The 25,784-nt window shown below is 30.3% G+C and carries 25 protein-coding genes; 22 read left to right on the top strand and 3 right to left on the bottom strand.

Annotated features, from left to right (window positions below):
* The first annotated feature begins 29 nt into the window (after nucleotides 1-29).
* Nucleotides 30-725, top strand: a complete 696-nt coding sequence (locus tag KTF99_RS10810; protein ID WP_003538941.1) for a biotin--[acetyl-CoA-carboxylase] ligase — start codon at nucleotides 30-32, stop codon at nucleotides 723-725.
* 32 nt (nucleotides 726-757) lie between these two features.
* Here KTF99_RS10810 and KTF99_RS10805 read toward each other — a convergent pair whose 3' ends face one another.
* The gene (locus KTF99_RS10805; protein ID WP_029481771.1) at nucleotides 758-2,668 is read right to left on the bottom strand and encodes a PTS sugar transporter subunit IIA; all 1,911 of its coding nucleotides are present in this window, start codon (nucleotides 2,666-2,668) and stop codon (nucleotides 758-760) included.
* Between the two features lie 137 nt (nucleotides 2,669-2,805).
* Here KTF99_RS10805 and KTF99_RS10800 point away from each other — a divergent pair, with 137 nt between their 5' ends.
* From KTF99_RS10800 to KTF99_RS10790, 3 genes are read left to right on the top strand one after another with little or no spacing between them, the layout of a single operon-like run.
* Nucleotides 2,806-4,800: an oxidoreductase gene (locus KTF99_RS10800; protein WP_217215563.1), complete on the top strand. Its 1,995-nt coding sequence runs from the start codon at nucleotides 2,806-2,808 to the stop codon at nucleotides 4,798-4,800.
* A gap of 12 nt (nucleotides 4,801-4,812) precedes the next feature.
* A complete protein-coding gene (locus tag KTF99_RS10795; RefSeq protein ID WP_003538934.1) occupies nucleotides 4,813-6,045 on the top strand; it encodes a PTS sugar transporter subunit IIC in 1,233 nt (410 codons plus the stop codon).
* Nucleotides 6,045-6,347 (top strand): hypothetical protein, encoded by a 303-nt coding sequence (locus KTF99_RS10790; protein ID WP_003538933.1) that lies wholly within the window; start codon nucleotides 6,045-6,047, stop codon nucleotides 6,345-6,347. Before KTF99_RS10795 ends, KTF99_RS10790 begins: the two co-directional genes overlap by 1 nt.
* 43 nt (nucleotides 6,348-6,390) lie before the next feature.
* Here KTF99_RS10790 and KTF99_RS10785 read toward each other — a convergent pair whose 3' ends face one another.
* Nucleotides 6,391-7,332, bottom strand: coding sequence for a TIGR03943 family putative permease subunit (locus tag KTF99_RS10785; protein ID WP_008792242.1), 942 nt, complete (start codon nucleotides 7,330-7,332; stop codon nucleotides 6,391-6,393).
* Entirely contained in the window at nucleotides 7,332-8,354 is a 1,023-nt protein-coding gene (locus KTF99_RS10780; protein WP_029481769.1) for a CobW family GTP-binding protein, read from the bottom strand. The genes KTF99_RS10785 and KTF99_RS10780 overlap by 1 nt, the downstream gene beginning before the upstream one ends.
* Nucleotides 8,355-8,563: 209 nt before the next feature.
* On the opposite strand from KTF99_RS10780, the gene KTF99_RS10775 reads away from it, so the two are divergent.
* The 18 genes from KTF99_RS10775 (at nucleotide 8,564) to KTF99_RS17205 (ending at nucleotide 25,716) form a co-directional block, all read left to right on the top strand.
* Nucleotides 8,564-9,292 (top strand): DUF554 domain-containing protein, encoded by a 729-nt coding sequence (locus KTF99_RS10775; RefSeq protein ID WP_008792240.1) that lies wholly within the window; start codon nucleotides 8,564-8,566, stop codon nucleotides 9,290-9,292.
* 135 nt (nucleotides 9,293-9,427) lie between these two features.
* Complete coding sequence (locus KTF99_RS10770) at nucleotides 9,428-10,369, top strand: Gfo/Idh/MocA family protein (RefSeq protein ID WP_003538927.1); 942 nt, start codon at nucleotides 9,428-9,430, stop codon at nucleotides 10,367-10,369.
* Nucleotides 10,370-11,350, top strand: a complete 981-nt coding sequence (locus KTF99_RS10765; protein ID WP_003538925.1) for a Gfo/Idh/MocA family protein — start codon at nucleotides 10,370-10,372, stop codon at nucleotides 11,348-11,350.
* Nucleotides 11,351-11,362: 12 nt separating this feature from the next.
* Complete coding sequence (locus tag KTF99_RS10760) at nucleotides 11,363-11,857, top strand: VOC family protein (RefSeq protein WP_008792238.1); 495 nt, start codon at nucleotides 11,363-11,365, stop codon at nucleotides 11,855-11,857.
* A 119-nt stretch (nucleotides 11,858-11,976) separates the two neighbouring features.
* Complete coding sequence (gene rlmD, locus KTF99_RS10755) at nucleotides 11,977-13,113, top strand: 23S rRNA (uracil(1939)-C(5))-methyltransferase RlmD (protein WP_008792237.1); 1,137 nt, start codon at nucleotides 11,977-11,979, stop codon at nucleotides 13,111-13,113.
* 415 nt (nucleotides 13,114-13,528) lie between these two features.
* A complete protein-coding gene (locus KTF99_RS10750; RefSeq protein ID WP_003538917.1) occupies nucleotides 13,529-13,699 on the top strand; it encodes a hypothetical protein in 171 nt (56 codons plus the stop codon).
* 11 nt (nucleotides 13,700-13,710) lie between these two features.
* Complete coding sequence (locus KTF99_RS10745) at nucleotides 13,711-13,947, top strand: hypothetical protein (RefSeq protein ID WP_009008667.1); 237 nt, start codon at nucleotides 13,711-13,713, stop codon at nucleotides 13,945-13,947.
* A 428-nt stretch (nucleotides 13,948-14,375) separates the two neighbouring features.
* Nucleotides 14,376-15,824 (top strand): glycoside hydrolase family 1 protein, encoded by a 1,449-nt coding sequence (locus KTF99_RS10740; RefSeq protein WP_195992304.1) that lies wholly within the window; start codon nucleotides 14,376-14,378, stop codon nucleotides 15,822-15,824.
* A 19-nt stretch (nucleotides 15,825-15,843) separates the two neighbouring features.
* Nucleotides 15,844-16,683, top strand: coding sequence for a PRD domain-containing protein (locus KTF99_RS10735; RefSeq protein ID WP_029481762.1), 840 nt, complete (start codon nucleotides 15,844-15,846; stop codon nucleotides 16,681-16,683).
* A gap of 11 nt (nucleotides 16,684-16,694) precedes the next feature.
* Nucleotides 16,695-18,104, top strand: a complete 1,410-nt coding sequence (locus KTF99_RS10730) for a PTS transporter subunit EIIC (RefSeq protein ID WP_009299510.1) — start codon at nucleotides 16,695-16,697, stop codon at nucleotides 18,102-18,104.
* Between the two features lie 20 nt (nucleotides 18,105-18,124).
* Nucleotides 18,125-18,613, top strand: coding sequence for a PTS sugar transporter subunit IIA (locus KTF99_RS10725; RefSeq protein WP_029481760.1), 489 nt, complete (start codon nucleotides 18,125-18,127; stop codon nucleotides 18,611-18,613).
* Nucleotides 18,614-18,866: 253 nt separating this feature from the next.
* Nucleotides 18,867-20,264, top strand: a complete 1,398-nt coding sequence (locus KTF99_RS10720; protein ID WP_029481758.1) for an ROK family protein — start codon at nucleotides 18,867-18,869, stop codon at nucleotides 20,262-20,264.
* Between the two features lie 274 nt (nucleotides 20,265-20,538).
* Complete coding sequence (locus tag KTF99_RS10715; protein ID WP_009008670.1) at nucleotides 20,539-21,807, top strand: class II D-tagatose-bisphosphate aldolase non-catalytic subunit; 1,269 nt, start codon at nucleotides 20,539-20,541, stop codon at nucleotides 21,805-21,807.
* 11 nt (nucleotides 21,808-21,818) lie between these two features.
* Nucleotides 21,819-22,280, top strand: coding sequence for a PTS sugar transporter subunit IIA (locus KTF99_RS10710; RefSeq protein ID WP_226814587.1), 462 nt, complete (start codon nucleotides 21,819-21,821; stop codon nucleotides 22,278-22,280).
* A gap of 12 nt (nucleotides 22,281-22,292) precedes the next feature.
* Nucleotides 22,293-22,607, top strand: a complete 315-nt coding sequence (locus KTF99_RS10705) for a PTS fructose transporter subunit IIB (protein WP_009299511.1) — start codon at nucleotides 22,293-22,295, stop codon at nucleotides 22,605-22,607.
* Between the two features lie 11 nt (nucleotides 22,608-22,618).
* Complete coding sequence (locus tag KTF99_RS10700; RefSeq protein WP_003538894.1) at nucleotides 22,619-23,674, top strand: PTS fructose transporter subunit IIC; 1,056 nt, start codon at nucleotides 22,619-22,621, stop codon at nucleotides 23,672-23,674.
* 15 nt (nucleotides 23,675-23,689) lie between these two features.
* A complete protein-coding gene (locus KTF99_RS10695; RefSeq protein ID WP_254210138.1) occupies nucleotides 23,690-25,054 on the top strand; it encodes a BglG family transcription antiterminator in 1,365 nt (454 codons plus the stop codon).
* Nucleotides 25,051-25,716, top strand: coding sequence for a PTS sugar transporter subunit IIA (locus KTF99_RS17205; RefSeq protein ID WP_254210137.1), 666 nt, complete (start codon nucleotides 25,051-25,053; stop codon nucleotides 25,714-25,716). The genes KTF99_RS10695 and KTF99_RS17205 overlap by 4 nt, the downstream gene beginning before the upstream one ends.
* Nucleotides 25,717-25,784: the final 68 nt, after the last annotated feature.

The raw sequence follows: 25,784 nt of genomic DNA, 5'->3' as shown, positions 1-25,784 counted from the left end.
TAATAGAAGTATAGTAATGGGGTGATATTATGAGTTATATTGAATTAGACGAAGTCGATTCTACAAATGATTACGTAAAACGTAATTTAAATAAACTTCCTAATCTAAGTGTAGTTCGTTGTAATTATCAAACAAATGGTCGGGGTCGGAATGGACACGTTTGGCAAAGTAAGAATGGTGATGACTTGCTGATGAGTATTTTGGTAAAAGATTTTAAAAAACCTCAAGACCTTCATAAAATGACACAGCTAGTTGCTTGTAGTGTGGCGGGGTTACTAGATCGTTATGGAATAAAAGCTAAAATTAAGTGGCCCAATGATATTTATGTTGATGATTTAAAGATTTGTGGAATCTTAGTAGAGGCAATCTATCAAACTGATTTAGAAGGGGTTGTAGTTGGAGTTGGATTAAATGTTAATTCAATAAACGGTGATTATGCTTCAATGAAGATGAAAACTGGCCAGACATATCAAGTTAAATCACTAATGATAGCAATGTTAACATATTTTAAGATATACTATAGTCTTTATCAGCAAGGTTCGTATGATAAAATTCTTGATTATGCTAATGATATTGCTTATTTAAAGGATAAACAGGTTGAATTTCAAGATTATGGTTTAGTTACATTTACTAAGTTGAATGAAAATGGTACAGTTAATTTTGTGGATTCAAATCATCGGGAACATAATATTTTAATAAATGAAATATCTTTGCATAAAGATTAAAAAGTTGTAATGAATAAAGCATTACAACTTTTTTAAACATGATTTTCTAAATAAACTGATAATTCATCAAATGTTTTGATTTTCAACATTTCATCAAAAGACTCATCATCTAATAAAAGATCAATAATTGAAGAATAGATTGTATTGAAAGTCATTATGTCTTTTTCATTTATTGAAATAAGCATGACTAAATGAACGGAGGTATCACCCCAAGGAATTGCTTTGTCATTCAATAAAAAAGTAATTCGGGTTTTTACATCACCAAAATGAATTGCATGAGGAACTGCAAATTTATTAAAAAATGAAGTTGTTGATATTTTTTCGCGTTCAAATACACTATCAACAAAATCTGTTTTAGCATCACCATGTTTTAACATTTGACTGCATAAAAATAAAATAGCATCCTTTTTACATGTAAAATCAACATTTCTAAAAAAGAGTTTAGGATCAATGTATTTAGATAATTCCTTTTTTAGCAGATCTTTTTTCTTTTTCTCTTTTAATAGATTGATTTTAAGATTCAATTTATCAATATCTTGTGATAATAGCAAGGGGCTGATTACCATACAATCGGGGCTTTCATAGTCATTAATAGTAGAAATCAAAAAATCAAAATGATAGTCTTGAATATTCTTTTTAGAAGAAATAAAACTAATTAATTGTACATTATCACCAAAGTTTAATAAAAATTGATTGGCAAAATGCTTTCGTAAATCATTATACTTTGGACAAATACATAGTGCTTTTAAATATTGTTTATTTTCTTCATTGGATTGAATCATTAAACCTAAATGAATTGCCAATAGGCCAATTTCGTTAATATTCACTGTAATATTGAAACTTTCTTGAAATTTATAGGCAAAATAAACAGCTAACTCATAAATGAAAGGATGGGTATTTTTAAGGTTATTATGGAAGTCATTTTGAAAGTAAAGCGAAGAATGATTTCTAAAAAATAAACGATGAATATGTAAAGCAAAATGATTTAAAGACATTTGATAATTAAGTTGCAATGAAAAGTGTTCAACAAGATCATCGAGAATTTCTTTAATTTTATAAACAAAACTATAATCATTATATAAAATTTGGGTTTCATAATTTTCTTCGTTTATTTTAATCGAGCCAATACAAAGGACTTGCATATATTCATTATCTGTTTGAGCAAAATGAAGATTAAAATATTCTTCTAGGTTATGACATAGGTCTTTGGACAGCTGGCAAATAATTTCGTCATTAGATAAGGAGTATGAAAACGGCAGGGGTTCGATGTCGCTTCCAACAAAAATTCTTTGAAGCGTGATAGATGTATTCATCACAAGATTTTGATAGTGAATATCGTCAACTCGAATATTATATTTCTTTAAAACAGAGTCGATTATAGCTTCTATTTCAGAAAGATGAAAATCTTGAAAATACTGTTGAAAGTGTTGTAGGCTAGTTATTGGTTGTGAAGCTTCAATCCCAATTAAATGAGCAAAAAGAGCTCTTTTATCATATTCACTACCATGTAACGAAAAAATATCATTTTTTCGTTCAACTGTTAGATGATATTTGTTTAAAAGCGGTTTGATTGTTTTAATACAGCGAGCAACACTGGATTCACTCATATAACAATTTTCTGATAACTCTAATAAGTGACATGATGGGTGATTAAGCAGATATTGTAAAATTATATTGGTAGACTTTGATTGTTCGGATATTTTAATATCATTTATAAGCATATGGGCATTTTCGCTTAATAAAGTTAATTGATAGCCATTTTTGGATGAAGAAATATGAAAATCCTCAATATTTTTATTAATTTGAAAAATATCGTTTCTAAGTGTTCTAGGACTAATATCTAGTAATCTTGATAGCGTATTAGCACTTAGTGGAACGGTATTTTTTTGTAATAGACGAATAATTAAAAATTGTCTAGAGGTAAGTTCAAGCAAAATAATCACTCCTTTATCATATTATAACAAACTTCTTGATAGAAATCTTAAAATTGTGATTCAGCTTTTGCCATGATCGTGGCAAAAGCTGGTTTGGAAGCAAAAGTTATTTGACATACAATAAGAGAGCAAGGAGGAGTTAGAAAATGAATCAGTATTATCCACATTTATTTCAACCATTAAGAGTTAATACAATGATGTTGAAAAATAGAATTATTGCATCAACGATGGGGATTCCCAAGAGCCATGAATTATTATCTACGACTCACTATGGAAATGTTAGTATTATAGATAAGTCTGTAGGTGGAGCAGCAATGACTTTTGTATCAATTGAATCTGCGGCTAATGACAATGGTGAATTTCCAAAACATGATCGCGATGGTATTCGTGAATCTATTTCAGTAGCCCGTCAGTATGGGGCTAAGGTTGGAACTTGGTGTGTACCACGACTAAAACAAGATGCAGCTAATGATATTCGAGCTCATTATGATGGTAAGCAGGTTTTAGCACCATCACCATATTTAACAAGAAGTGGCGCTCGTGCAGTTGAATTAACGCTTGAAGATATTCAGGAAATTATGAAACAGGCAAGAAATGATGCATTGGCAATCAAACGATTTGGTTTTGATTTTATCTATTTGTACGTTGGATATGAAGAATTAACAACCCAGTTTTTATCTCCAGTATTTAATAAAAGAACAGATGAATATGGGGGTTCGTTAGAAAATCGTATGCGCTTTACAATAGAGCACGTTAAAACGATTCGTAATGCTGTTGGCACAGACTTTCCAATTGTTATATTGTTAGGAGCGAGTGATTATTTAAAAGGGTCTTACCAATTTGAAGAAATGTTGGAATTATTAAAAAGAATCGAAGATGATGTTGATTTGATCAATGTATCAGCTGGGATGGATATGATTCCAGGATATTTTCCAGAAGAGCAAATAATAGAGCCTGAATTAGGATTGGAAGCTTGGTATAGTGTTAATGGGAAACATTGTCAAAGTATTTTTGAACCGCATCTAACTAATGTTCATTGGGCAAAATTAGTTAAACAAAACTTTCCTAATAAACTAGTCGGTGTAATTGGTTCAATAATGACGCCAAAAGAAGCTGAGCAATTATTACAAGAAGGTGTAGTTGATATTATTTCAATGGGTAGACCTCTAGTCGCAGATCCATTTTTACCACGAAAGGCAATGCAGGGGCAAATCGATGATATTGTACCATGTATTCGCTGTTTACAATGCTATCATAGTGCTACAGAACATACAAATGTACAATGCTCTGTAAACCCTCGATATCGTCGGGAACATCGGGTACCATTAAAGTTAGAAAAAAGTGAGATTATTAAAAAAGTGATTGTCGTTGGTGGTGGTCCTGCTGGTTGTAAAGCTGCAATAACTGCACATGATCGGGGACATCAAGTTATTTTGATTGAACAACGTGATAAATTGGGGGGACAATTAAATTTGGCCCAACATGAAATGCATAAACAGGAATTAAAAGCATATCGAGATTATCTAGAAAACCAAATTAACAAGCGAGATATTCAAGTTATGTATAAAACGACCGCTACTAAAAATTTATTAGAGCAACTAAATGGTGATGTGGTGCTTGTTGCCATTGGAGCTTCACCAATTCGCCTCCATTTCCCAGGGGAACAATTAGAATATGTTGATTATTTTGAAAACGTTTATCCTAAATTGGATTCTTTAAAAGATAATGTTTGTATTGTCGGCGGAGGACAAGTTGGAATAGAGTTAGCAGTAGAGTTATTAGAACGTGGAAAATTAGTAACAGTAATAGAAATGACTGACCAAATAGCTAGTCAAGGGCATATTTTATATCGAGCAGGATTAAGGCGTTTGTTAAAACGATTTGAAAAACAGTTGACCATTTTAATAAATAGTCAATGCTTAGGATTTAGTGAAAGCGGAGTTAAAATAATAAATAAAAATGGCGAATCTATTATTAAATGTGATAATGCCATAATTGCTGTTGGAATGAAACCAAATCGTGAGGAAGCTTTTAAATTGTATGGAATAGCTGATGAAACGATGATGTTTGGTGATTGTGAAAAGTTAGGACAAGTAGTTGGAGCAACTAATGATGCGTATTTTATTGCAGCAAATATATAGGAGGAAAATAAAATGAAAAAATTACAAGATAAACTTATTGAAGTGGGCAATAAGTTAGCAACACAAAGGCATTTGCAATCGATTAGTTTTGGATTAATGGCAATAATGCCATTAACGATTTTTGGGAGTATTTTCCAGCTTATTTCAGCATTACCAGATATATTTCCATTCATACCTAGTTATAGTGAGACGATAAAGGATGCAATTTTATTCCCGTATAATATGGTTTTCGGTTTATTTGGAGTCATTGCAGTATGCGCTATCGCTTATTACCATGCACGAACATATAAACTTGATTTATTACAAGCGCCGATTGTATCGCTGTTATCATTTATTGTTTTGGCAGCACCAATTGTTGATAATAATATGGATGCAACTTATCTAGGATCACAAGGAATCTTTTTAGCAATTTTTGTTGCTTTGGTAACCGTGGAAATCATGCAATTACTAAAGAGACGTAATATTCAAATTAAATTACCTGATAGTGTTCCTCCAGCAGTAGCTGCTTCATTTGATGCGATTATTCCGATGTGCTTGATCGTTGCTGGTTTCTATGGATTATCTTTACTTTGTCAAAATTTCACAGGGATGCTATTACCGTCTTGGATAATGAGTTTATTAACACCGGCGATTCAAGGTTCTGAATCATTATGGTTCTGTATGTTGATGGCATTTATTATTGCATTTTTACAATTCTTGGGAGTACATGGGTTTAATGTTGTATCTGGAATAATTCTTCCGTTATTGATTGCCAATACAGGTGCTAATGCTGCTGCTTATGCAGCCGGAGAAACTGCTACAAAAATATTCACTTTACCAATGTTCCAAATGTCTGGAGTATTTTGTTACATAATTCCTCTATTATTCTTAAAATGTAAAAGTGAGCGATTAAGATCAATGGGGAAAATATCGATTGTTCCAGCAATTTTTAATATTGCGGAACCAATTCAATATGGAGCTCCAATTATGTTTAATCCAATTTTAGGAATTCCATGGATTGCTTTTTACACAATCAATATGGGAATAATTTGGTGCTGTATGAATTTTGGCATTATGGGTAAAGCTGTAATTGCTGCTAGTTCTAATATTCCGATGCCGTTTTTCCAATACTTGTGTACTTTAGATTGGCGTGCGGTGCTTATCTTTGTTGTAATGTTCATTGTATCTGGCCTTATTTGGTATCCATTCATCAAAGTATACGATAAGAAATGTCTTGATGAAGAAAATAATTTGCAGGCTGAATAATGAAGCGGATATATATCTTTTGTGCACAGGGAGTTTCAACAAGTATTTTAGTTAATTGTATGAAAAGGTATATTAGTCAAGAGGGGTATAATTATGAAGTATATGCTTATCCAATCTTAAAAATTAATGAATTGGGGAAATATGCTGATTATATTTTTATTGCTCCTCAAATAAAACATGATTTGTATCGAGTTAAGGAATTATTGCCAGAAAAACCGATCGAAGTAATTGATCCATTCGTTTATGGTCAGATGAATGGTCAAGAATTAGTAGTTCAAATAGTTGAAAAACTTGGAAAATAATAAAGATGTCTGCTTTTTTATAATAAAGCAGGCATCTTTATTTTTAATCAAATGTCACATATTGGTTTTTTAATGGAGGGACTACATCGAGGTGCTCCACTGTTAATATAGGAACATTCATTTGATATTCCGGATCATAATCAACTGTAATTTTTCCTTCAACAACGATCCATTCTTCAGGAATCAATTTATTTGCTAGCTTACTAATACAGACAAGCCCAATCAATGAGGTATCTTCTTCACAGCATACCATAGCTTGACGCCCTAGGACAAAACCATCTTCAATGACACGATCTAGACCGATAAACTTACCTTTAATTTTGACTGTTTTACCATTATATTTATCAGGATGATCCATAGCGTCCATACAAAAGATTCCAAAATCATGATCTTGTATATCTAAATGTTCTTTATTAATATCAAATGGTAATTCTTCTTCAGGATTCATTGTATCTATAGTGCCGTTAGCTAATTCATAAATGATTTGAGCATTACTGTTAATCGCTTTAATATTATTTCTTAACATGGATTTTTTAATATTTGGATCGTAGCGATTAAAAATAACAAGATCACTAAAGACAACCTGACTATATACAAGAGAACGCATATTATTTAAATACATTGAAAAAGTAGTAGTATCAAAAGTTGTTAATACTTGGACCACTTTCCAGTTTTCAGGAATCGTTTCTTTTACAAAAATATTCAGGTCCATCATTCCATTAGCTTCAATCATGATTTGAGTAGGACGATATTCTAATTCTAAATGTTTTAGATCATAGGTGGTAAAATTTTCAAAATCTAATGTTACCAATGAAGTATTAGATTTTTTTAAATAAATATCATTATAGGCAACTTCACCTTCTTCAAAACTAATTAATAAGGTGTCTTCTTCACTATAAAAGTCAGGATTCATTAAAGTATCATTAATAAATGAGGTTTTACCACTATCTAGAAAGCCTGCGAAAATATATACTCTTGTTTCCATTAAGCGACCTCATCGAATAATCTATCTAATTTTATTTTATCTAATTTTTCGCCAATGACACAAATTCGACCTGTAAAGTCAGGTTTTCCTATACGAATTTCATATTCTCCAGGGACTAAATCAAAATACCACCAATCACCTTCAATACTATCGACATATCCTTTAGCTCTTAAAATATTTCCATAGGCGGAACTGTCACTTAGTTCTTTTAAGATTTTTTCTAATTGAGATTTAGAATATTTTTTAGGTGTCTGTTTACCCCAACTGGTGAAAACTTCATCAGCATGATGGTGCTCATGACCACACTCACAATTATGATCATGATGATGTTCGTGATCATGATGATGTTCATGATCGTGGTGATGATCATGATGATGGGCACATATAGGACAAATATCTAATTGTTCCAACAATTCATCACGAAGATTATCACTATTACTAAAGGCATTAATTAGTATTTCTTTGGTAAGCTGATCCCATGGGGTTGTAATGACATTAGCTTGATTATTATGTTCTTTAATAATTTTTAAACACTCATCTAGCTGAAATTCTGTTATATCTTGAGTTCGGCTTAAAATAATAAGTGAGGCGTACTCGATTTGATTATTAAAAAACTCTCCAAAATTCTTTGTGTATAATCGACATTTTTTAGCATCGATAACAGCAATATAATTATCAAGTTCTAATTCATGACTATGTACATCACTAACAGCTTTAATTACATCTGACAATTTTCCAACACCAGAAGGTTCGATGATAATTCGATCAGGATGATATGTTTCTAATACTTCTTTTAATGAAGCTTCAAAGTCACCAACTAGACTGCAACAAATACACCCTGAATTAATTTCAGTTACTTCAATTCCAGCATTATTCATAAAAGTTCCATCAATTCCAATTTCACCAAATTCATTTTCAATTAAGACAATTTGTTCTCCTGGATATACATCACTAATTAATTTTTTTATGAATGTAGTTTTACCAGCTCCAAGGAAACCAGATATAATATCTACTTTTGTCATATAGTTCATCTCCTTTTTGTCTTTATATTATAACATCATGTATTTTATGGTTCAAATATTGTAGCCTATAGAATTATGTCCTTTTTTTTCTTAATAAGACAAGAAACTATTTTAATTGGCAATTATCTAATAAAAATGATATTCTTTATAAAGAGAGTGAATGGAATCTTTTAGAGAAATAATTTTCAAATTATAAAGGGGGAAAAATAATGCCAACAGGAGTCATTATTAATAGTTTATCAATTGTATTAGGGGGAATATTTGGTGCATTATTAGGTCATAAATTAAGTCATAGACTTAAGACAGAAATAACCTTGATTTTTGGGATTTGTGCTATGGCTATGGGAATCAATGCAATTGGATTAATGGAAAATATGCCGGCAGTAATCTTTTCAATAATTATTGGAACTATTGTGGGATTATCACTGCACTTTAGTGATTGGATCAATAAGGGAGCAATTTTAATGCAAAAGCCAATTGCCAAAATATTTAAAAATAATGGTAGTGATTTAAGTTCGGAAGAGTTTCAATCTACTTTAATTACTATTATTGTGTTATTTTGTGCTAGTGGAACAGGAATTTATGGCTCCTTAACTTCAGGAATGACGGGTGATAATGGAGTTTTGATTTCTAAATCAATTCTTGATTTTTTTACTGCTGCGATTTTTGCTTGTAATTTAGGGTATGTGGTATCTGTAATTGCCATTCCGCAGTTTGTAATCTTTTTTATTTTATTTTTATCAGCAAAGTTTATTTTTCCATTGACTACACCAGCAATGATCAATGATTTTAAAGCTTGTGGTGGCTTTTTAATGATTGCTACAGGATTTAGAATGATCAAGGTTAAAGAATTTCCAATTGCGGATATGATTCCTGCAATGGTTATTGTTATGCCAATTAGCTGGTTATGGGTCAATTATATTATGACGGTTATATAAAAGTATTGTGATTGTACTAAAAGTACAAAAATCACAGTATTTTTTTTATTTTCTTAGTACTTTGTTTCCAGAATATTATAAATATATTTAAATAATAAATAGTTATGTTATAACAAGGAAAAGGAGGCAAAATCAATGAATTTTGGAATTATTGGATTTGGGAATATTGCAAGAAAATTTGTTAAAAGTATTGAATACACTGACGAAGGAAAGATTTATGCAATTGCATCTCATTCCTTAACAAGTGATGATGAATATGTAAAGGCTCACCCAGAAGTTAAAATATATCAAGATTATGACGAATTATTACAGGATCGAGAACTTGATGCTGTATACATTGCCTTACCTCATAAATATCATAAGGAATGGATCTTAAAAGCACTTGATAATCATATTGCGGTATTATCAGAAAAACCAATGGTATTGACAGTTGCAGATATTGAGGAGATTAAAACAAAAGTATATACGGAAAAAGGATATTGCTTAGAAGCATTAAAGACTAAATTTAATATTGGTTTAGAACATTTAAAACAGGATTTATCATTGATTGGTAAAATCAAACAAATTGAAGCTAATTTTTGTTTTGATGCTACTGCTCACCAAACTACCTCATATTTATTTAACGTTGATCAAGGTGGGGCACTGAATGACGTAGGAAGTTATTTGCTTGGTTTTGTATTAGCTTTGGTGGATTCAGATATAAAGAATGTTAATTCACAGATTGATATTGTTGCTGGAGTTGAATGGTATTTTAAAGCAAAAATTAATTTTAATAATGAATGTACTGCGATTGTGGAAGGGGCAATTGATCGTAATAAAGAGCGTTTAGCAATTATCGAAGGTGAATTTGGAAAAATAGAGATTCCAATGTTTAATCGTATTATTGATTATAAAATCATAAAAAATGATGGTACTGTGGTTGAACGCAATTATCCAATTATTGGAGATGATATGACTATGGAGATTCAGTGCTTTATTGATGATGTACGAGCTCATAAAACTGAGAGTGCACTTCATAGTTTGGAAGATACAAAAAGGATATTGGAATTAACAGAAATAATTAGGGAGGCAAATTAAATGAAATTAGGTATTTTAGGAACAGGGATGATTGTTAAAGACTTATTAACAACTATAAATAAGTTAAAGATTGAATCAATTTCGATTTTAGGGACTGAACAAACTAAGAAAGAGACTACTATTCTCGCTAAGCAATATCATCTAGATCATTGTTATTATGACTATGATGAAATGTTGCGAAGTGAAATCGATACAGTGTATGTTGCCTTGCCAAATCATTTACATTTTAGTTTTGCTAAAAAAGCTTTATTAAAAGGTAAGCATGTAATAATGGAAAAACCTATTACTTCAAATGTTAAGGAATTGGAAGAATTAAAAGAAATTGCTCAAGAAAACGATCTAATTATTTTAGAAGCAGTTAATATCCATTATTTACCTGCTTTTAAAAAATTGAAAGAAGATATAAAGAGAATTGGAAATATTAAAATCATGAATTTTAATTATAGTCAATATTCTTCACGATATGATGCTTTTAAACAAGGAACAATTTTACCGGCATTTGATTATCATAAATCAGGTGGAGCTTTGATGGATATCAATGTTTATAATGTTAATGCAATAATAAGTTTATTTGGTCAACCAGTAAGTATTGGGTATATGGCAAATATTGAGAATCAAATTGATACAAGTGGTATTCTAATGTACGATTATGGTTCGTTTAAGGGGATAAGTATAGGGGCTAAAGATTGCAAAGCACCGATTATTTCAACGATTCAAGGTGATAAAGGGGTTATTAAAATTGATAAACCTGTTAATCAGATGACCGGATATCAAATTATTTTTAACGATGGCACTGAAGAAATTTATCGAGTTGATGATTGTGAACATCGCTTATATTATGAATTTATTGAATTTATTAGAATCATTGATAATAATGATTATGATTTTGCTAAAAAGATGCTGGAATTAAGTTTAATAGTAGCTAAAGTCATGAATGAGGCAAGAAATCAAGAAAAAATAGTATTTACAAATGATAATTAAAGGAGAAGACAAATGGAATTTAAAAGCTTGATGCATGTATCTTTTTTCACTGATCAAATGGATGTGATGAGAGACTTTTATGAAAATAAGTTAGGATTAAAAGTTAAAATTGTAACAAGGGCGGGACTTTATAAAGGACTAAATCGTGGTAAATATAGTGAAGTAGCTGAAGTTGATCCAAACAGAATTATCATTGTTTATATTGAAATTGCCCCTGGACAGTTTATTGAACTATTTCCAAAGGATGAAGGACAAGCGCCACATGATGAGTGGAACCAGAGGCTGGGGTATTCACACTTTGCGTTATTGGTTGAGGATATAGAAAAAACTTATCGAGAACTAGTTGAATGTGGAGTTGCAATAGATACACCTATTTCTAAAGGTCCATCACATACCTATCAAATGTGGGTGCATGATCCTGATGGTAATAAATTTGAAATTATGCAGTATACTGATAAGTCATTTCAAGTAGTAGGGCACATTGAAGAAGAGATATCTGAAGATTAATAGTAGGTATAGTTTGGTAACAAACTATACCTTGTTTTTATTTATGAAGAAATAATAATGAGAGAAGGAATTGATTAGTATTTTGCTTTAGTTATGTTATACTGTTGCTAGGTGATAAAATGAAATGTTTAATAGAGAAGAAATGTGGTAGCTGTAAATACATTAATACTGATTACCAGAGACAATTAAAGATTAAAACAGATTATTGTAAGAAGCTGTTAAAAGATAATAAATTAGACATGTATGAAGTCAAGGATACTATTGGAATGGGGCATCCTTATGAATACCGTAATAAAATAATTGTTGCTTTTAATCATAGATATGAATTTGGCTTTTATGAGGAGGATAGTCATAAGATTATTCCTTATGATCGTTGTCTTCTTCATGAAGAACTCAGTGATATGATTATTAAGAAGATTCAAAGCTTATTAAAACGATATCGAGTTAGTATTTATGATGAAAATCGTAATCGCGGATTATTGCGTCATGTATTAATTCGACGTGCTCTTGTTACTGATCAGACAATGGTAGTACTAGTTTGCAATGATAATGTATTTAAAGGATCCAAAAATTTTTGTAATGAGTTGATTAAAAATTTTCCAAGTATTAAGACGGTTGTATTAAATGTAAATAAACGTAAAACGAGTGTGGTTTTAGGTAATGAAGAAAAGATTCTTTATGGTAAGGGATTTATAGTTGATGAATTGTGTGGTTTGAAGTTTAAGATTTCGCCAAAATCATTTTATCAAATTAATCATCAACAGTGTGAATTACTGTATTCTAAAGCTCTAGATTTATTGAATTTAACAGGTCAAGAAAGAATTATAGATGCTTATTGTGGAATTGGGACAATTGGAATGATTGTAGCTAATAGAACTAAGGAAGTTACTGGTGTGGAATTAAATAAAGATGCAGTTAAAGATGCCATCAATAATGCTAAAATGAATAAGATTGAAAATATTAAATTTATTAATGATGATGCTTCTGCTTTTATGATTAAATTAGCTAAACAGAAGCAAAAAGTTGATTGTGTAATTATGGATCCCCCACGCAGTGGCAGTACGCAGGAATTTATGGATGCTGTAAAAATCTTGAATCCTAAACAAGTTGTTTATATTTCTTGTGATCCAAGTACTCAGGTAAGGGACATCAAGTATTTTGCAAAAATTGGCTATCGTGGTGAGGTAATGTATCCGGTTGACATGTTCCCACATACTAGTCATGTTGAGACAATCGTACTGCTATCAAAGATATAAAAGTTTAGAGCGTAATTTAGTTGCGCTTTTTTTATTAAATAATGAAAATAAGTGAGAATATAAAAAATCTTTATTTTAATAGATATGAAGATTATTCTTTTATTAGGATTAATTATTAGATTAAGAAGGATTGTGATGATTTATAATATTGCAAATAAAATGATTAAATATGCTAATGGAAATAACTATAACATTAAACATTTCTTAAAAGTGCATGCTTATGCTAAAACATTGGTGAATTAGTAAAACTGAATCAGCAAGACTTAAAAGCTCTTGAAACAGCAGCAATTATTCCGTTGAAGATATAAGAAATTTTATAGAAAAAATATTTAAAACAAAAACGGGTATTGAATTATTAAAATCGATACATCAAGTATAAGCATACTAATTACAAAAGAATAGAAGATAAAAATTTATGACGTCAGTAATACAACAAGCAATGGTATTTATTTTGATTATCTTTTTAGCATGTTTTATAAAATTAAGAGGATATATTAAAGAAAGTGATTCGTATGTTCTTGCTTTACTTATAACAAACATTACATGTCCATGGACATTGCTTGCGGGAACCGTGAGATTCGATTGATATCAAATATCATGCTTTTTATTATTCTAGAAATTTTAAATAATATAATTATGGCGGTTGTTGGCTATCATGTTAAATTAAGAGATTCCAAAACAATGAAAGGTGTCTCTATGTTAAATGCTTCTGTATATAACATTGGAAGGTTTGTTTTGCCGTTTATTCAAGCGATAATGCCATCTTTGACAGTAACTTATTTAAGTACTTTTAATATTGGAGCAATCTTTATGGTGCTGGTAGCATCTATGTGATAAGTGACTATGTTGTAAATGGAGAAAATCACTTTAGAATCAAATCTTTTTAAAACATTGTTTTCATCAATAGCTTTAGATATTTATTTGATTGACTTTATTCTAATGATTATGAGGATAGAAATTCCAAATTCAAAAAAGGAATATTTACTCTCACTGGTATTTTGATAATTAGATACATTGGAGCTGTTTTACTTAGTCTCTTTACCTATGTGTTTGTGCTTTTACTTTTAATAAGCAAAATATTGTAAATAGTTTTATTTTTTGAAAGCCCTTGCAAAAAATAAATTATATGATAAAATATAAGTGTCAATTAAATATGGCTTGTTACCCGGGAAAAACAAGGGGCAATACCAAAAAAGAATTTAGCTTCTTTTTGGTATTGCCCTTTTTATATTGGCAAATTAGAGAGGAAGAGAGGTAAGAAAATGATCAGGTTTCCAAAAGATTTCTTATGGGGAGGTGCTACAGCCTGTTTTCAATATGAAGGTGGATATAAAGAAAAAGGAAGAGGCTTATCGAGTCATGATTTTGAAACTGCTGGTGACATAGATAAAGAAAGACAAATTACTTTAAAATTAAATAATGGAACGAGGGGGAGTATTGATTATCGAGACTCAATTCCCGATGGAGCTATACCGTATATTTATGATGATATATATTATCCGAGCCATCAAGCGACTGATTTCTATCATCATTGGAAAGAAGATATTGCTTTGTTTGCAGAAATGGGATTTAAAGTTTATCGTTTTTCTATTTCATGGAGTCGAATTTTTCCAAATGGTGATGAAGAAAAAGCAAATGAAGATGGTTTGAAATTTTATGAAATGATAATTGATGAACTTTTAAAATATAATATCGAACCAATGATTACAATTTGTCATGATGAAGTACCCTTTCATTTATGTGAATTATATGATGGTTGGGCGGGGCGAGAAACGATTGGATGCTATGTAAATTATGCAACAACACTATTTAACCGATTTAAAGATAAAGTAAGATATTGGATTACTTTTAATGAAATAAATAATTTAGGTGGGTACGCTCAAATGGGAACCCATAAACAAGATAGTCAGACGAGATATCAAGCAGTTCATCATATGTTTGTAGCAAGTGCTAAAGCAATTAGTCAGGGAAAGAAAATTATGGGAGACATAAAATTCGGAGCAATGTTTGCATTAAGCGAAATTTATCCAGCTACATGTAATCCTGAAGATGTTTTTGCCACTTATTGTAAGCGACGTGAAGCATTATTTTTCGTTGATGTAATGGCTCGCGGGTCATATCCAAATTATACAAAAGATATTTTTAATAAGAAAGATGTCAAATTGAAAGTAAGTGAGGAAGATCGAAACTTGATTAAAAAACATACTTTAGATTTTATTTCATTTAGTTATTATCGTTCTTCAATTGTTAGTGCTGGTTCTAAAGTTGATCATATGGGTGGGGAACCCAATCCGTATTTAAAAAAGACCCAATGGGGTGCAGGAATAGATCCATTAGGTATACGCTATTGTTTAAATGAAATTTATGATCGTTATCAAAAACCATTATTTGTTATTGAAAATGGAATGGGAGCAGTAGATATTTTAGAAAATGGAAAAATTCATGATTATTACAGAATAAAATATGTGGCTGAACATTTAAAACAATTGAGAGATGCTATTGTCATTGATAAAGTACCATGTTTTGGATACACTATGTGGGGATGTACAGATCTAATATCTTTAGCTAGTGGACAAATGAAGAAACGCTATGGTTTTGTATATGTTGATATGAATGATTATGGACAAGGATCATTACAGCGTTATAGAAAAGATTCATTTTATTGGTATAAGAAGGTAATTAAAACAAACGGGTCTGATTTAACATTTTAATAAATGTAGAGGATTAGATATGAAAAATAAATACTATAGAATTAATAAAATCTTAAATAATAATGCCATTGAAATATTAGAAAATGGAACAGAAATAATTATTATCGGTAATGGCGTAGGATTTAATCATAAAGTTAATGATTATATAACAATGAAAGAAAATTACAAGCTTTATACGTTACAAAATAATTTATTGAAAATTCAATTTAAAGCCTTACTGAATGAAATTCCATTTAAATGTATTGAATTGACCCAAGAAATTATAGATATGGCAAAAACTGATTTAAATAGAAATTTTAATCAAGGATTATTAGTATCGCTATCAGACCATATTAACTTTGTTTCCAAAAATTATCTAAAGGGTTATGGTAGTTATAGTTTAGTTAGTGAAGAAATAAAAAGATTCTATCATGAAGAATATGAAGTCGGCCTTAAAGCATTAGATTTGATTAATAGATATTATCAAATAAATTTAAATAAAAAAGAGGCAAGTGCTATAGCATTTCACTTAATTAATGCTGAGTTTAATAATAATGTAAGCAAAACAACGAGTATTTTAAAGAGCATAGATGATATTTTAAATATAATTGAAGCTAATCTTGGTCTTGAACTACAGGAAGATTCACTGTATTATTCTAGGCTAGTGATTCATCTTAAATTTTTTATGCAGCGGGTGATAAAGGGTGAAAGTGATGATGAGAATTTTGAAAAATTAATAATAAGTGCTAAGTCAGATATTAATAAAAAAATAGGTATTACGTTAGATTCAATCGAAAGATATTTAAATGAAGAATTTGATTATGTACTATCAGAGGCGGAACGATTTTATTTATTAGTACATATTTCAAGAATAATATAGAGGAGAATAATATGGATTATAAAGAAATAGCCGATCAAATCATTATAACGATTGGCGGACAGGATAATGTTAAATATGTAACCCACTGTGTTACAAGATTACGATTTGTATTAAAAAATAAAAATCTAGTTAATCAAGATAAGATTAATGAAATTGATGGAGTGTTGGGCTCAACCTTTGGTGCCGGTCAATTTCAAATAATTATGGGGAAAAATTTATCTGCGACATTTACTCAAGTAGTTAAAAATTATAATTTTGAAGTAGCAGAAATTATTGATGAAATTTTGGATGAAGATATTAAAGAAAAAGATGATTCGCCAATTTGGAAAAGAGGAATAAAAAATATTTTCAATTTCTTATCTGCATGTGTTACACCAATGATTCCTGGGCTTACTGTAGCTGGATTAATAAAAGTATTTTTGGTACTAACCTCATTAGCGTGGCCGGAAATTGTTGATAATCAAACATATCTAGTTATAAATGGTATTGTTAATACTTCTTTCTACTTTATGCCTGTTTTTGTAGCATACGGTGCAGCAATCAGATTAGGAAGTACACCTATTTATTCAATGATAGTAGCTTGTCTACTGATCCATCCAGATATTATTGGGATGTTAAGTGCAGAAGAGCCCTTAAAAATATTAGGCTTCACAGCTTATTCAGCAAGTTATGCTTCATCTTTTTTACCAGCAATATTATCAACTGTAGCAGTTGCAAATATTGAAAAGCTTTTGAATAAGTATTTACCGGGAATGTTTAAAGGAATTTTTGTTGGTGGATTAACGCTTGTTCTTGCAAGTCTTTTAACCCTTACTGTATTAGGCCCAATTGGTTTTTTTGCTGGTGAATATTTTATTAATTTCTTAGTTTGGATGCAAAGTACGATTGGTCCATTTGCGCTTGGAGCTCTCGGTGGTGTATTGCCATTTGTAATAATGTCAGGAATGCATACTGTTTTTGGCCCTGTAATGATGCAAAGTATTGCATCATTAGGTTATGAAGGTTTTTTAAGGCCAACACAATTTGTTCATAATGTTGCTGAGGGAGGAGCTTGTTTTGGGGTAGCACTAAAAACTAAGAATCCAGAATTACGTTCACAAGCGATTAGTAGTGGTGTCGGGGCTATTCTAGCCGGGGTATCAGAGCCGGCTATCTACGGAATCAATCTGCGTCTAAAAAAGCCAATGTATGGTGTTATGGCTGGTGGTGCAGTTGGCGGTTGTATTGCTGGATTTTTTGGAGTAAAGGCATTTGCTTATGGTAATCCTAGTATTTTGGCACTTCCTATTTATGGGGAAACGATTATTGGCGTCATTATCGCAATTATTGCGGCATTTGTTGTATCTAGTGTGGTGAGTTATTTCTCAGGATTTGAAGATGTTCCAGTAAAAAATAAAAACTTCCAACAAAATAGTCATTAGCAAATTTAGGAGTTAATACTATGATAAAGATATTTAAATCATTAAAAAATAATCAAAAAAATACAAATAATGTATATGCAGTTGTAAATGGAGTCAGTTTTAATCTTGAATATGTTGATGACAATGTATTTGCAAAAAAAGTAATGGGAGAAGGGGTTGCTATTGTTCCGACCTCGTCAGAGGTCTGTGCCCCTTGCGCAGGAGTATTAACGACATTATTTCCTACTGGTCATGCTTTTGGAATTACACGAGATGACGGTGTTGAAATCTTGGTTCATATTGGACTAGATACCGTTAATTTAAAAGGAAAAGGATTTACAATATTAAAAAAGAAAAATCAAAAAGTTGGAGCTGGTGAAAAAATTATTAAACTAGATCTTAATTATTTAAGAAATGAAAATATTGACTATACAATTATGATTGTTTTTCTAGATACTAAAGGAAAAACATTAAAATTAGAAAAATATGGTGAAGTAACGGCTGGAAAGTCGATTATCACGGTTATGTAGGAATAAAGAGAAACAAGGCGGTAGCTTTGTTTCTTTTAATAGTTGCCAAAATTAATGTTTAATTATGATTTTTATAAAGATTAAATTGGAGATTAAAAAGAAATTTATTTCTTTTTATCCTTTTTTTATATTAAATTGAAAAATTATTATCAGAATAACGGCAATTGGTCTCTTTTCTATGAATTTTATAATATAATAAAGGTATGTATAATCAGGGACTATTAAAATCATTAGAAGATAAAGGAGTGAAAAAATGGATGAATTCTTGAGTGAAATTTATATAGAGGTATTTAAACAGTGGATCTTAATGCAAAGTAATAAAAATTTAGCTATAAGTCTATCGGATGATTATAAAACGATTGCTATTAAGAATAAATATAGTACTAGCCAGGTTAATTTTTATAATATGAATATAGTTGAATTTTCGGTTGAAAATTTAATAAAAAAAGAAGTTGAATTTTATCTCCATTTCCAAATTAAAAATATCAAACATGCGATTCAATTATTTGATGAAATGTTAGAAACGATCAAGCAATTAACAAATAAACCAGCTTTAAAAGTTTTACTTTGTTGTACTAGTGGGTTAACGACAGGTTATTTTGCTGATCGGATCAATCAAATAACAAAGTTACTTAATATCGATGTTCAAGTGTCTGCGGTTAGCTATAATAATCTTTATAAGGCTAGTGAAGATTATGACATGATTATGTTGGCACCACAAATCTCATATATGTATGCAAAGGTATGTGAGATTTTAAAAAATAAAATCGTTTTAAATATCCCGCCTGCTATATTTGCTAAATATGATGTAAAAAAGATGTTATCGATTATTGAAGAGGAGCGTAATTATAAACGAACCTTGGCAAAAGGAATGCATAAACCGTTGAAAGCTAAAAATATGCAGCCTAGTGGTGTTAAAACATTGTGTCTTGCTTTAATTAGGAATAGTAATCGTGTTCATATTGTGTACCGTTTATATGATGAAAATAATAGTATTTTAGAAAATAATGAAATTATCAAACCTACTTTATCAATCCAAGATTATTATGATGTAATCGATAGCATGCTGGCTAAATATGTAGATATTAAAGTTATTGGATTATCGACTCCGGGAATTATACGTGGTGATCAGATTATCTCAATGAGTATAAAGGGGCTAGAGAAAATTTCAATTACTCATGATTTTACTTTGAAATATTCGCAAAAATTTGTTTTTAGTAATGATGCTAATACAATTGCTTTAGGCTATTATAGTTCTAAAGAAAACTGTTCATCACTGTCATTTGTTTTTCAACCGGTTAGTTCGAACTCAGGGGCAGGACATATTGTAAATGATCGTTTGATTGCTGGACACCATCATGTAGCTGGAGAAATACAATATTTGCCATTATCATATTCAAAAGATGTTTTAGAATTACATCAAACACCAGAAGGAGCCATTGAAGCAATGGCTAAAACTGTTACATCAATAATCAGTTTTTTAGATCCGCAAATTATTGTTATATGTTGTTTTTTAATTACTAATATTGAAGAATTGAAAAAAGAGGTAGCTAAATATATTCCTAAAGATTATATTCCTGAAATTGTTTTAATTGATTATCTCCAAGAATATATGTTATTAGGTACGCTATTATTATGTCATCAAGATTAAAAGATAGTAGTTTTATATGAAGAAAAATTAATTATTTATTATTAGCAGCGATGCTGATTTAAAAAAATAGAATTTATGCTCTAGTTGAGTTTAAATTCTATTTTTTCTTAATCAACAATAGGGTGCAATTTTTGTAACTTTTTCTTTCATTTGTTTTATCTTATGTCATTGTGACTAATTGAATATGATATATGTGTAGATAGAAACAAATACCTATCTCATAAATCAAAAGTCGACATTTGATTAATTGCTAAATGATGAGGAGAAGATAAAAATGAATAAAAAAGTTACAATTAGAGAAGCAGTTAATTATGTAATTAATTCAAAAGGAGAAAAACATACATTACTTGGGATTGGACCTATGTCTGAAAATTTTTTACGGGCATCTTTAGAAATTTCAAAAGAAAAAGATTTTCCATTAATGTATATTGCAAGTCGTAATCAAGTTGATGCATATAAATTTGGTGGTGGATATGTATTCAACAGTGATCAAAAGTTATTCAAAGAAAAAATCGAAGAGATTGCGCAAGAAATTAATTATGATAATGTCTATTATTTATGCCGTGATCATGGTGGACCATGGCAAAGAGATAAAGAAAGAGCAGATCATTTACCGGAAGATGAAGCTATGGCAATTGCCAAAGAGTCATATAAAGAAGATATTTTAAATGGTTTTGATTTATTACATATTGATCCAACTAAGGATCCTGATGAATATTGTAAAGTAGTGGATATAGATGTTGTCTTTAATCGTACTATAGAATTAATTGAGTATTGTGAGCAAGTTAGAAAAGAATATGGAATTGAACGTGAAATTGCATATGAAGTAGGGACAGAAGAAACAAGTGGTGGTTTAACTTCGATGGATCGCTATGAAAATTTTATCCAAAGAATTGAATCTTATACTCAAGAACATGATTTACCAATGCCAATTTTTATCGTTGGTCAAACTGGAACGTTAACACGTTTAACTAAAAATGTTGGGAATTTCAGTTATGAAAATTCTTTAGAATTAAGTGCAATATCAACTAAATATGGAGTAGGATTAAAGGAACATAATGGTGATTATTTAAGTGAAGCTAAATTACTAGCACATTTACCTTTAAATATCACAGCAATGAATGTTGCTCCAGCTTTTGGAACGATTGAAACGATGGCTTTATTAGAGTTAATTGAAGTAGAAAAACAGTTTGCTAAATTTAATATGATTAAAGAGCCATCAAATTTAGAAAATGTTATTAAGTATGAATCAATTCATTCAATGAAATGGAAAAAATGGCTTACTGATGAAGTAGATATGTCGGATTTAGATAATTTAGATGAGCAAACAACATTACAAATTACAGAATTATGCGGTCATTATACTTATTCTAAACCTAAAGTAGCATTAGAAATTAATAAATTATATGAAAACTTAGCAAGCATTAAAATTGATGGAAAAAGATTTGTTATTGAAAAACTAAAAGAAGAAATGCAAAAACATGTTAGATGTTTTAATATGGAAGGATTAACATCAAAGATGCTTGCTTGTAAAAAAGGATAAGGGGAATGATTATGCAGGAAAAAGCAATTCATAAGGAAATGGTCTTCTTAAAGCAAGCTTTATCGACTAAAGATGATGTTATTGAATTATTATCAGATCAGGCTATTAAACTAGATTTAATTAATAGTAAAAAAGATTTTAAAGAAGCGGTTTATAAACGAGAAGAAATGGCTTCAACTTCAATTGGTTACCAAATTGCAATTCCTCATGGAATTAGTCATACTGTTAATCGTGCTTTTATTGGATTTGTTCAAATAAAGGATGCATTTCATTGGAATCATGATGAGAAACAATCAGTCCAATTGATTTTCCTTATAGGCGTGCCCCAAGATAATCAAAATAATATTCATCTTAAATTTATTTCTTTATTAAGTAGAAGACTTTTAGATGATAATTTTAGAAAGCAATTGATTGAAGTAGAAGATGTTGAAGATGCATATCGTGCATTAAATGCAATCAATGAACAATTATAGGAGGAAATGAATATGAAAATTGTTGCAGTTACAGCATGCCCAACCGGTATTGCGCATACGTACATGGCTCAAGAAGCAATTGAAAAAGAATGTCGTAATCGTGGTTACGAAGTAAAAGTAGAAACTCAAGGAAGTATGGGGATTGAAAACGAATTAGAACAAGAGGAAATTGATGAAGCGGATGCTGTTATTTTGGCAATTGCAGTGGGGATCGATGGTGAAGAACGTTTTGAAGAAAAACAAGATGCTGGTAAAGTAATTCAAGTCGAACCTGGGGATGTAATTAAAGATGCCGTTAGGGTTATAGATCAAGCAGAAAACTTATAGGAGAAGAAGTTATGAAAAATAATAAAGTATGGAAAGATATTCAAAAAGCCTTTAATACTGGGGTTTCGTATATGCTTCCTTCAGTTGTGGTTGGTGGGATTCTATTAGCGGTTGCTTTAGCAACAGGGACAGCAACGGATACTGGAATGGAAGTAACTAATCCTTTCATGAAAAATTTAAATGATTTAGGATCAGCTGGTTTTGCTATGATGATTCCAATTTTATCTGGGTATATCGCTTATTCATTGGCTGGAAAACCTGGGATAGCTCCAGGGATGATCTTAGGATATGTAGCAAATAATCCAATTGGTGAATCAGAGGTTAAAACAGGATTCTTAGGCGCAATGATTTTAGGGTTAGCAACTGGTTATTTAGTTCGTTGGTGTAAAACATGGAAAGTTTCAAATACGATTAAAACAATCATGCCTATTTTAATTGTTCCTATTTTTACAACATTTATTTTAGGAATTATCTATATTTACGTTATTTCTGTTCCGATTGGAGCTTGTATGGACTGGCTTGTTAAATTTTTAAGTGGAATGCAAGGAGGAAATGCAGTTCTCTTAGGTGCAATCATTGGTGCAATGACAGCAGTTGATATGGGTGGACCAATTAATAAGACGGCAACGGCATTTACTCTTGCGTTGATGGCAGAAGGTGTTTATGCTCCAAATGGTGCTCATCGAATTGCTTGTGCAATTCCGCCATTAGCATTAGCTTTATCTACTTTTATTGATCGTAAAAAATATAGTGCAGATGATAAGAATTTAGGAATATCGGCATTATTCATGGGAACGATTGGAATTACTGAAGCAGCGATTCCTTTTGCGGTAAAAGATATGAAAAGAGTTTTACCAGCAATTATTATTGGTAGTGCAGTAGGTGGGGCACTAGGGATGATGAATGGAGTCGAAGCATTAGTTCCTCATGGTGGTTTGATTATTTTACCAGTAGTCAATGGCAAATTATGGTATGTATTAGCGATGCTGGTAGGAGTATTAGTATCCGCAGCAATCTTACATTTTACAAAGCCAAATTTAGATATAGCAGAAAAAGAAGAAAAATAAACGGAGGAAATTGGGATGATTAGTGCTAGAATGTTTAAAATTATTAGATTTTTAAATCAAAAAAAAGAATCTAGTTATAAAGAAATCGGCAATGCTTTAGATCTTAAAGAACGTAATGTACGTTACGACATAGATTGTATTAACGATGCTTTGAGTTTAAAAGGATTGTCTGAAATTGAAAAGCGTTCTAAAGGACAATTAATTGTCCCAATTGATTTAGATTTAAATATTTTATTAGAAGATAGTGAATTTATTTTTTCAGCTGATGAGAGGATGCAATTATTACGTTTTATTATTATGTTTGATGTTCATAGTCTAAATATTAAAAAGTTAAGTGAAAAATTTCAAGTATCGCGTCGTTCAATTCAAAATGATTTGGATACTCTTATTAAAGAATTTAATCAGTATGGTCTATCGCTAGTCTATAATCGTCATTTTCATTTAATTGAAGATGATCATAAGGGATATCCTTTAAGGGTCAATGAGTTAAAAAAATATATCTATTTATTTAGTAATAAACTTTCTGAATATAATACATTTGAATTAGAATTAATGAAATTGTTATATAGAATCTATAATTTTGATATTCTTCATATTTATGACTGGATCACTAATAAAATGAAAATGATGAGTTGGACTTTTAGTGATGATTCGTTTGATTGGTATGTAGCAAATATATTAACTACTTGCTGGTATATTATAAAAGAGAAGCAATTGCCATCTTGTCCTAAAAAAATTGATGTAGAAGATTATTCACTCCAAGAACTGGAAATGATAATTAATAAACAATTAGATGATAATCAAAAAAAACTAATTATGAGTTATTCTAGTTATACTAATAAATATGGTGAGGTTGATATCAATTTGGATTTAATAATGACTGAAGATATTATAATTCAACTTGTGACAATGATGTCTGATGAGTTAGGAGTATTTTTTTTACGGGATATGATTTTAATAAAAGGATTATTGAATCATGTGGCACCGATGTTGGAACGAATAAAAAATAATATTCGAGTTTATGAGTTAAGTCAAACAGTGATTCCACAAAGTTATGAATATGTATTTGAAGTTTTAAAATCAATTGTATTGAGTATTCAACCGTTACAAGAGATCAGTCAAGAAGAATTAATTTATATTACTATTCATTTTATTGCAAGTATTCAAAGATTAAGAGCAAATGACTATAAAAATATTTTACTAATATGTGGCTTAGGTTTTGGCGCTACAGCACTTTTAAAAGATACTCTAAGAAATGAATATCAGGTTCAAGTGATTGATAGTATTCCAGCGTATGATCTAGAGCATTATCAGAAATGGGAGCAAATAGATATTGTTATTTCAACGTCAAAGTTAATCCTCCCAGTAAAAAAACTTTGATTGTTGTAAATGCAATTTTTGATAATCATGATCATAATAAATTAGAAGCGGTGGGAATTAGAAAAAAGAATGTTTTAACGAATTATATTGCAATTGAAAAAAGATTGGGATTTTTAAATTCTCCTGAGCGTGAAAAAGTACTTGAAATAATTAAAGAAGAACTTGGCTATAAAGATGTTAGGATTCCTAAGAAATACTATAATATAAGTGATTTATTAGGTGAAAATTGTATTCGTTATGTTAAATCATTTAGCAATTGGAAAGATGCAATCAAACTTTCAACTGATATTTTAATACAACATGGATGTATTAAATCTGAATATTATGAAGGCTTGATGAGTGTCATTAAGGAATCAGGGTTTTATGCTGTAACAGATAGTAAATTTGCGTTATTTCATAGTGGGAACACATCATCGGTTAAAATAAGTTCAATGAGTCTGATTGTAACTGATGAACCCGTATGGTTCGATAATAAACAAGTTAGGGTTATCTTTTGTTTAGCGAGTAAAGATAAAAAAGAACATATTCCTGCAATTGTTAAATTAATGCGAATGGTCAATGATGCAAAGCTGATTGAAAAGCTGGAATCATGTAATAACCAGAATAATATTATAAAAGTTATTAATGAATGTGAAAAAGAAGTGTTATCACAATATATATAAGGAGAAAAATAAAATGAGATTTTTTTTAGATACGGCTAATGTCGAAGAAATAAAAAAAGCAAATGATA

Source organism: Erysipelatoclostridium sp. MSK.7.34 (assembly GCF_019041935.1).
Classification (GTDB): Bacteria; Bacillota_I; Bacilli_A; order Erysipelotrichales; family Coprobacillaceae; genus Thomasclavelia; species Thomasclavelia ramosa.
This window is presented reverse-complemented; position numbering and strand designations above follow the sequence as displayed.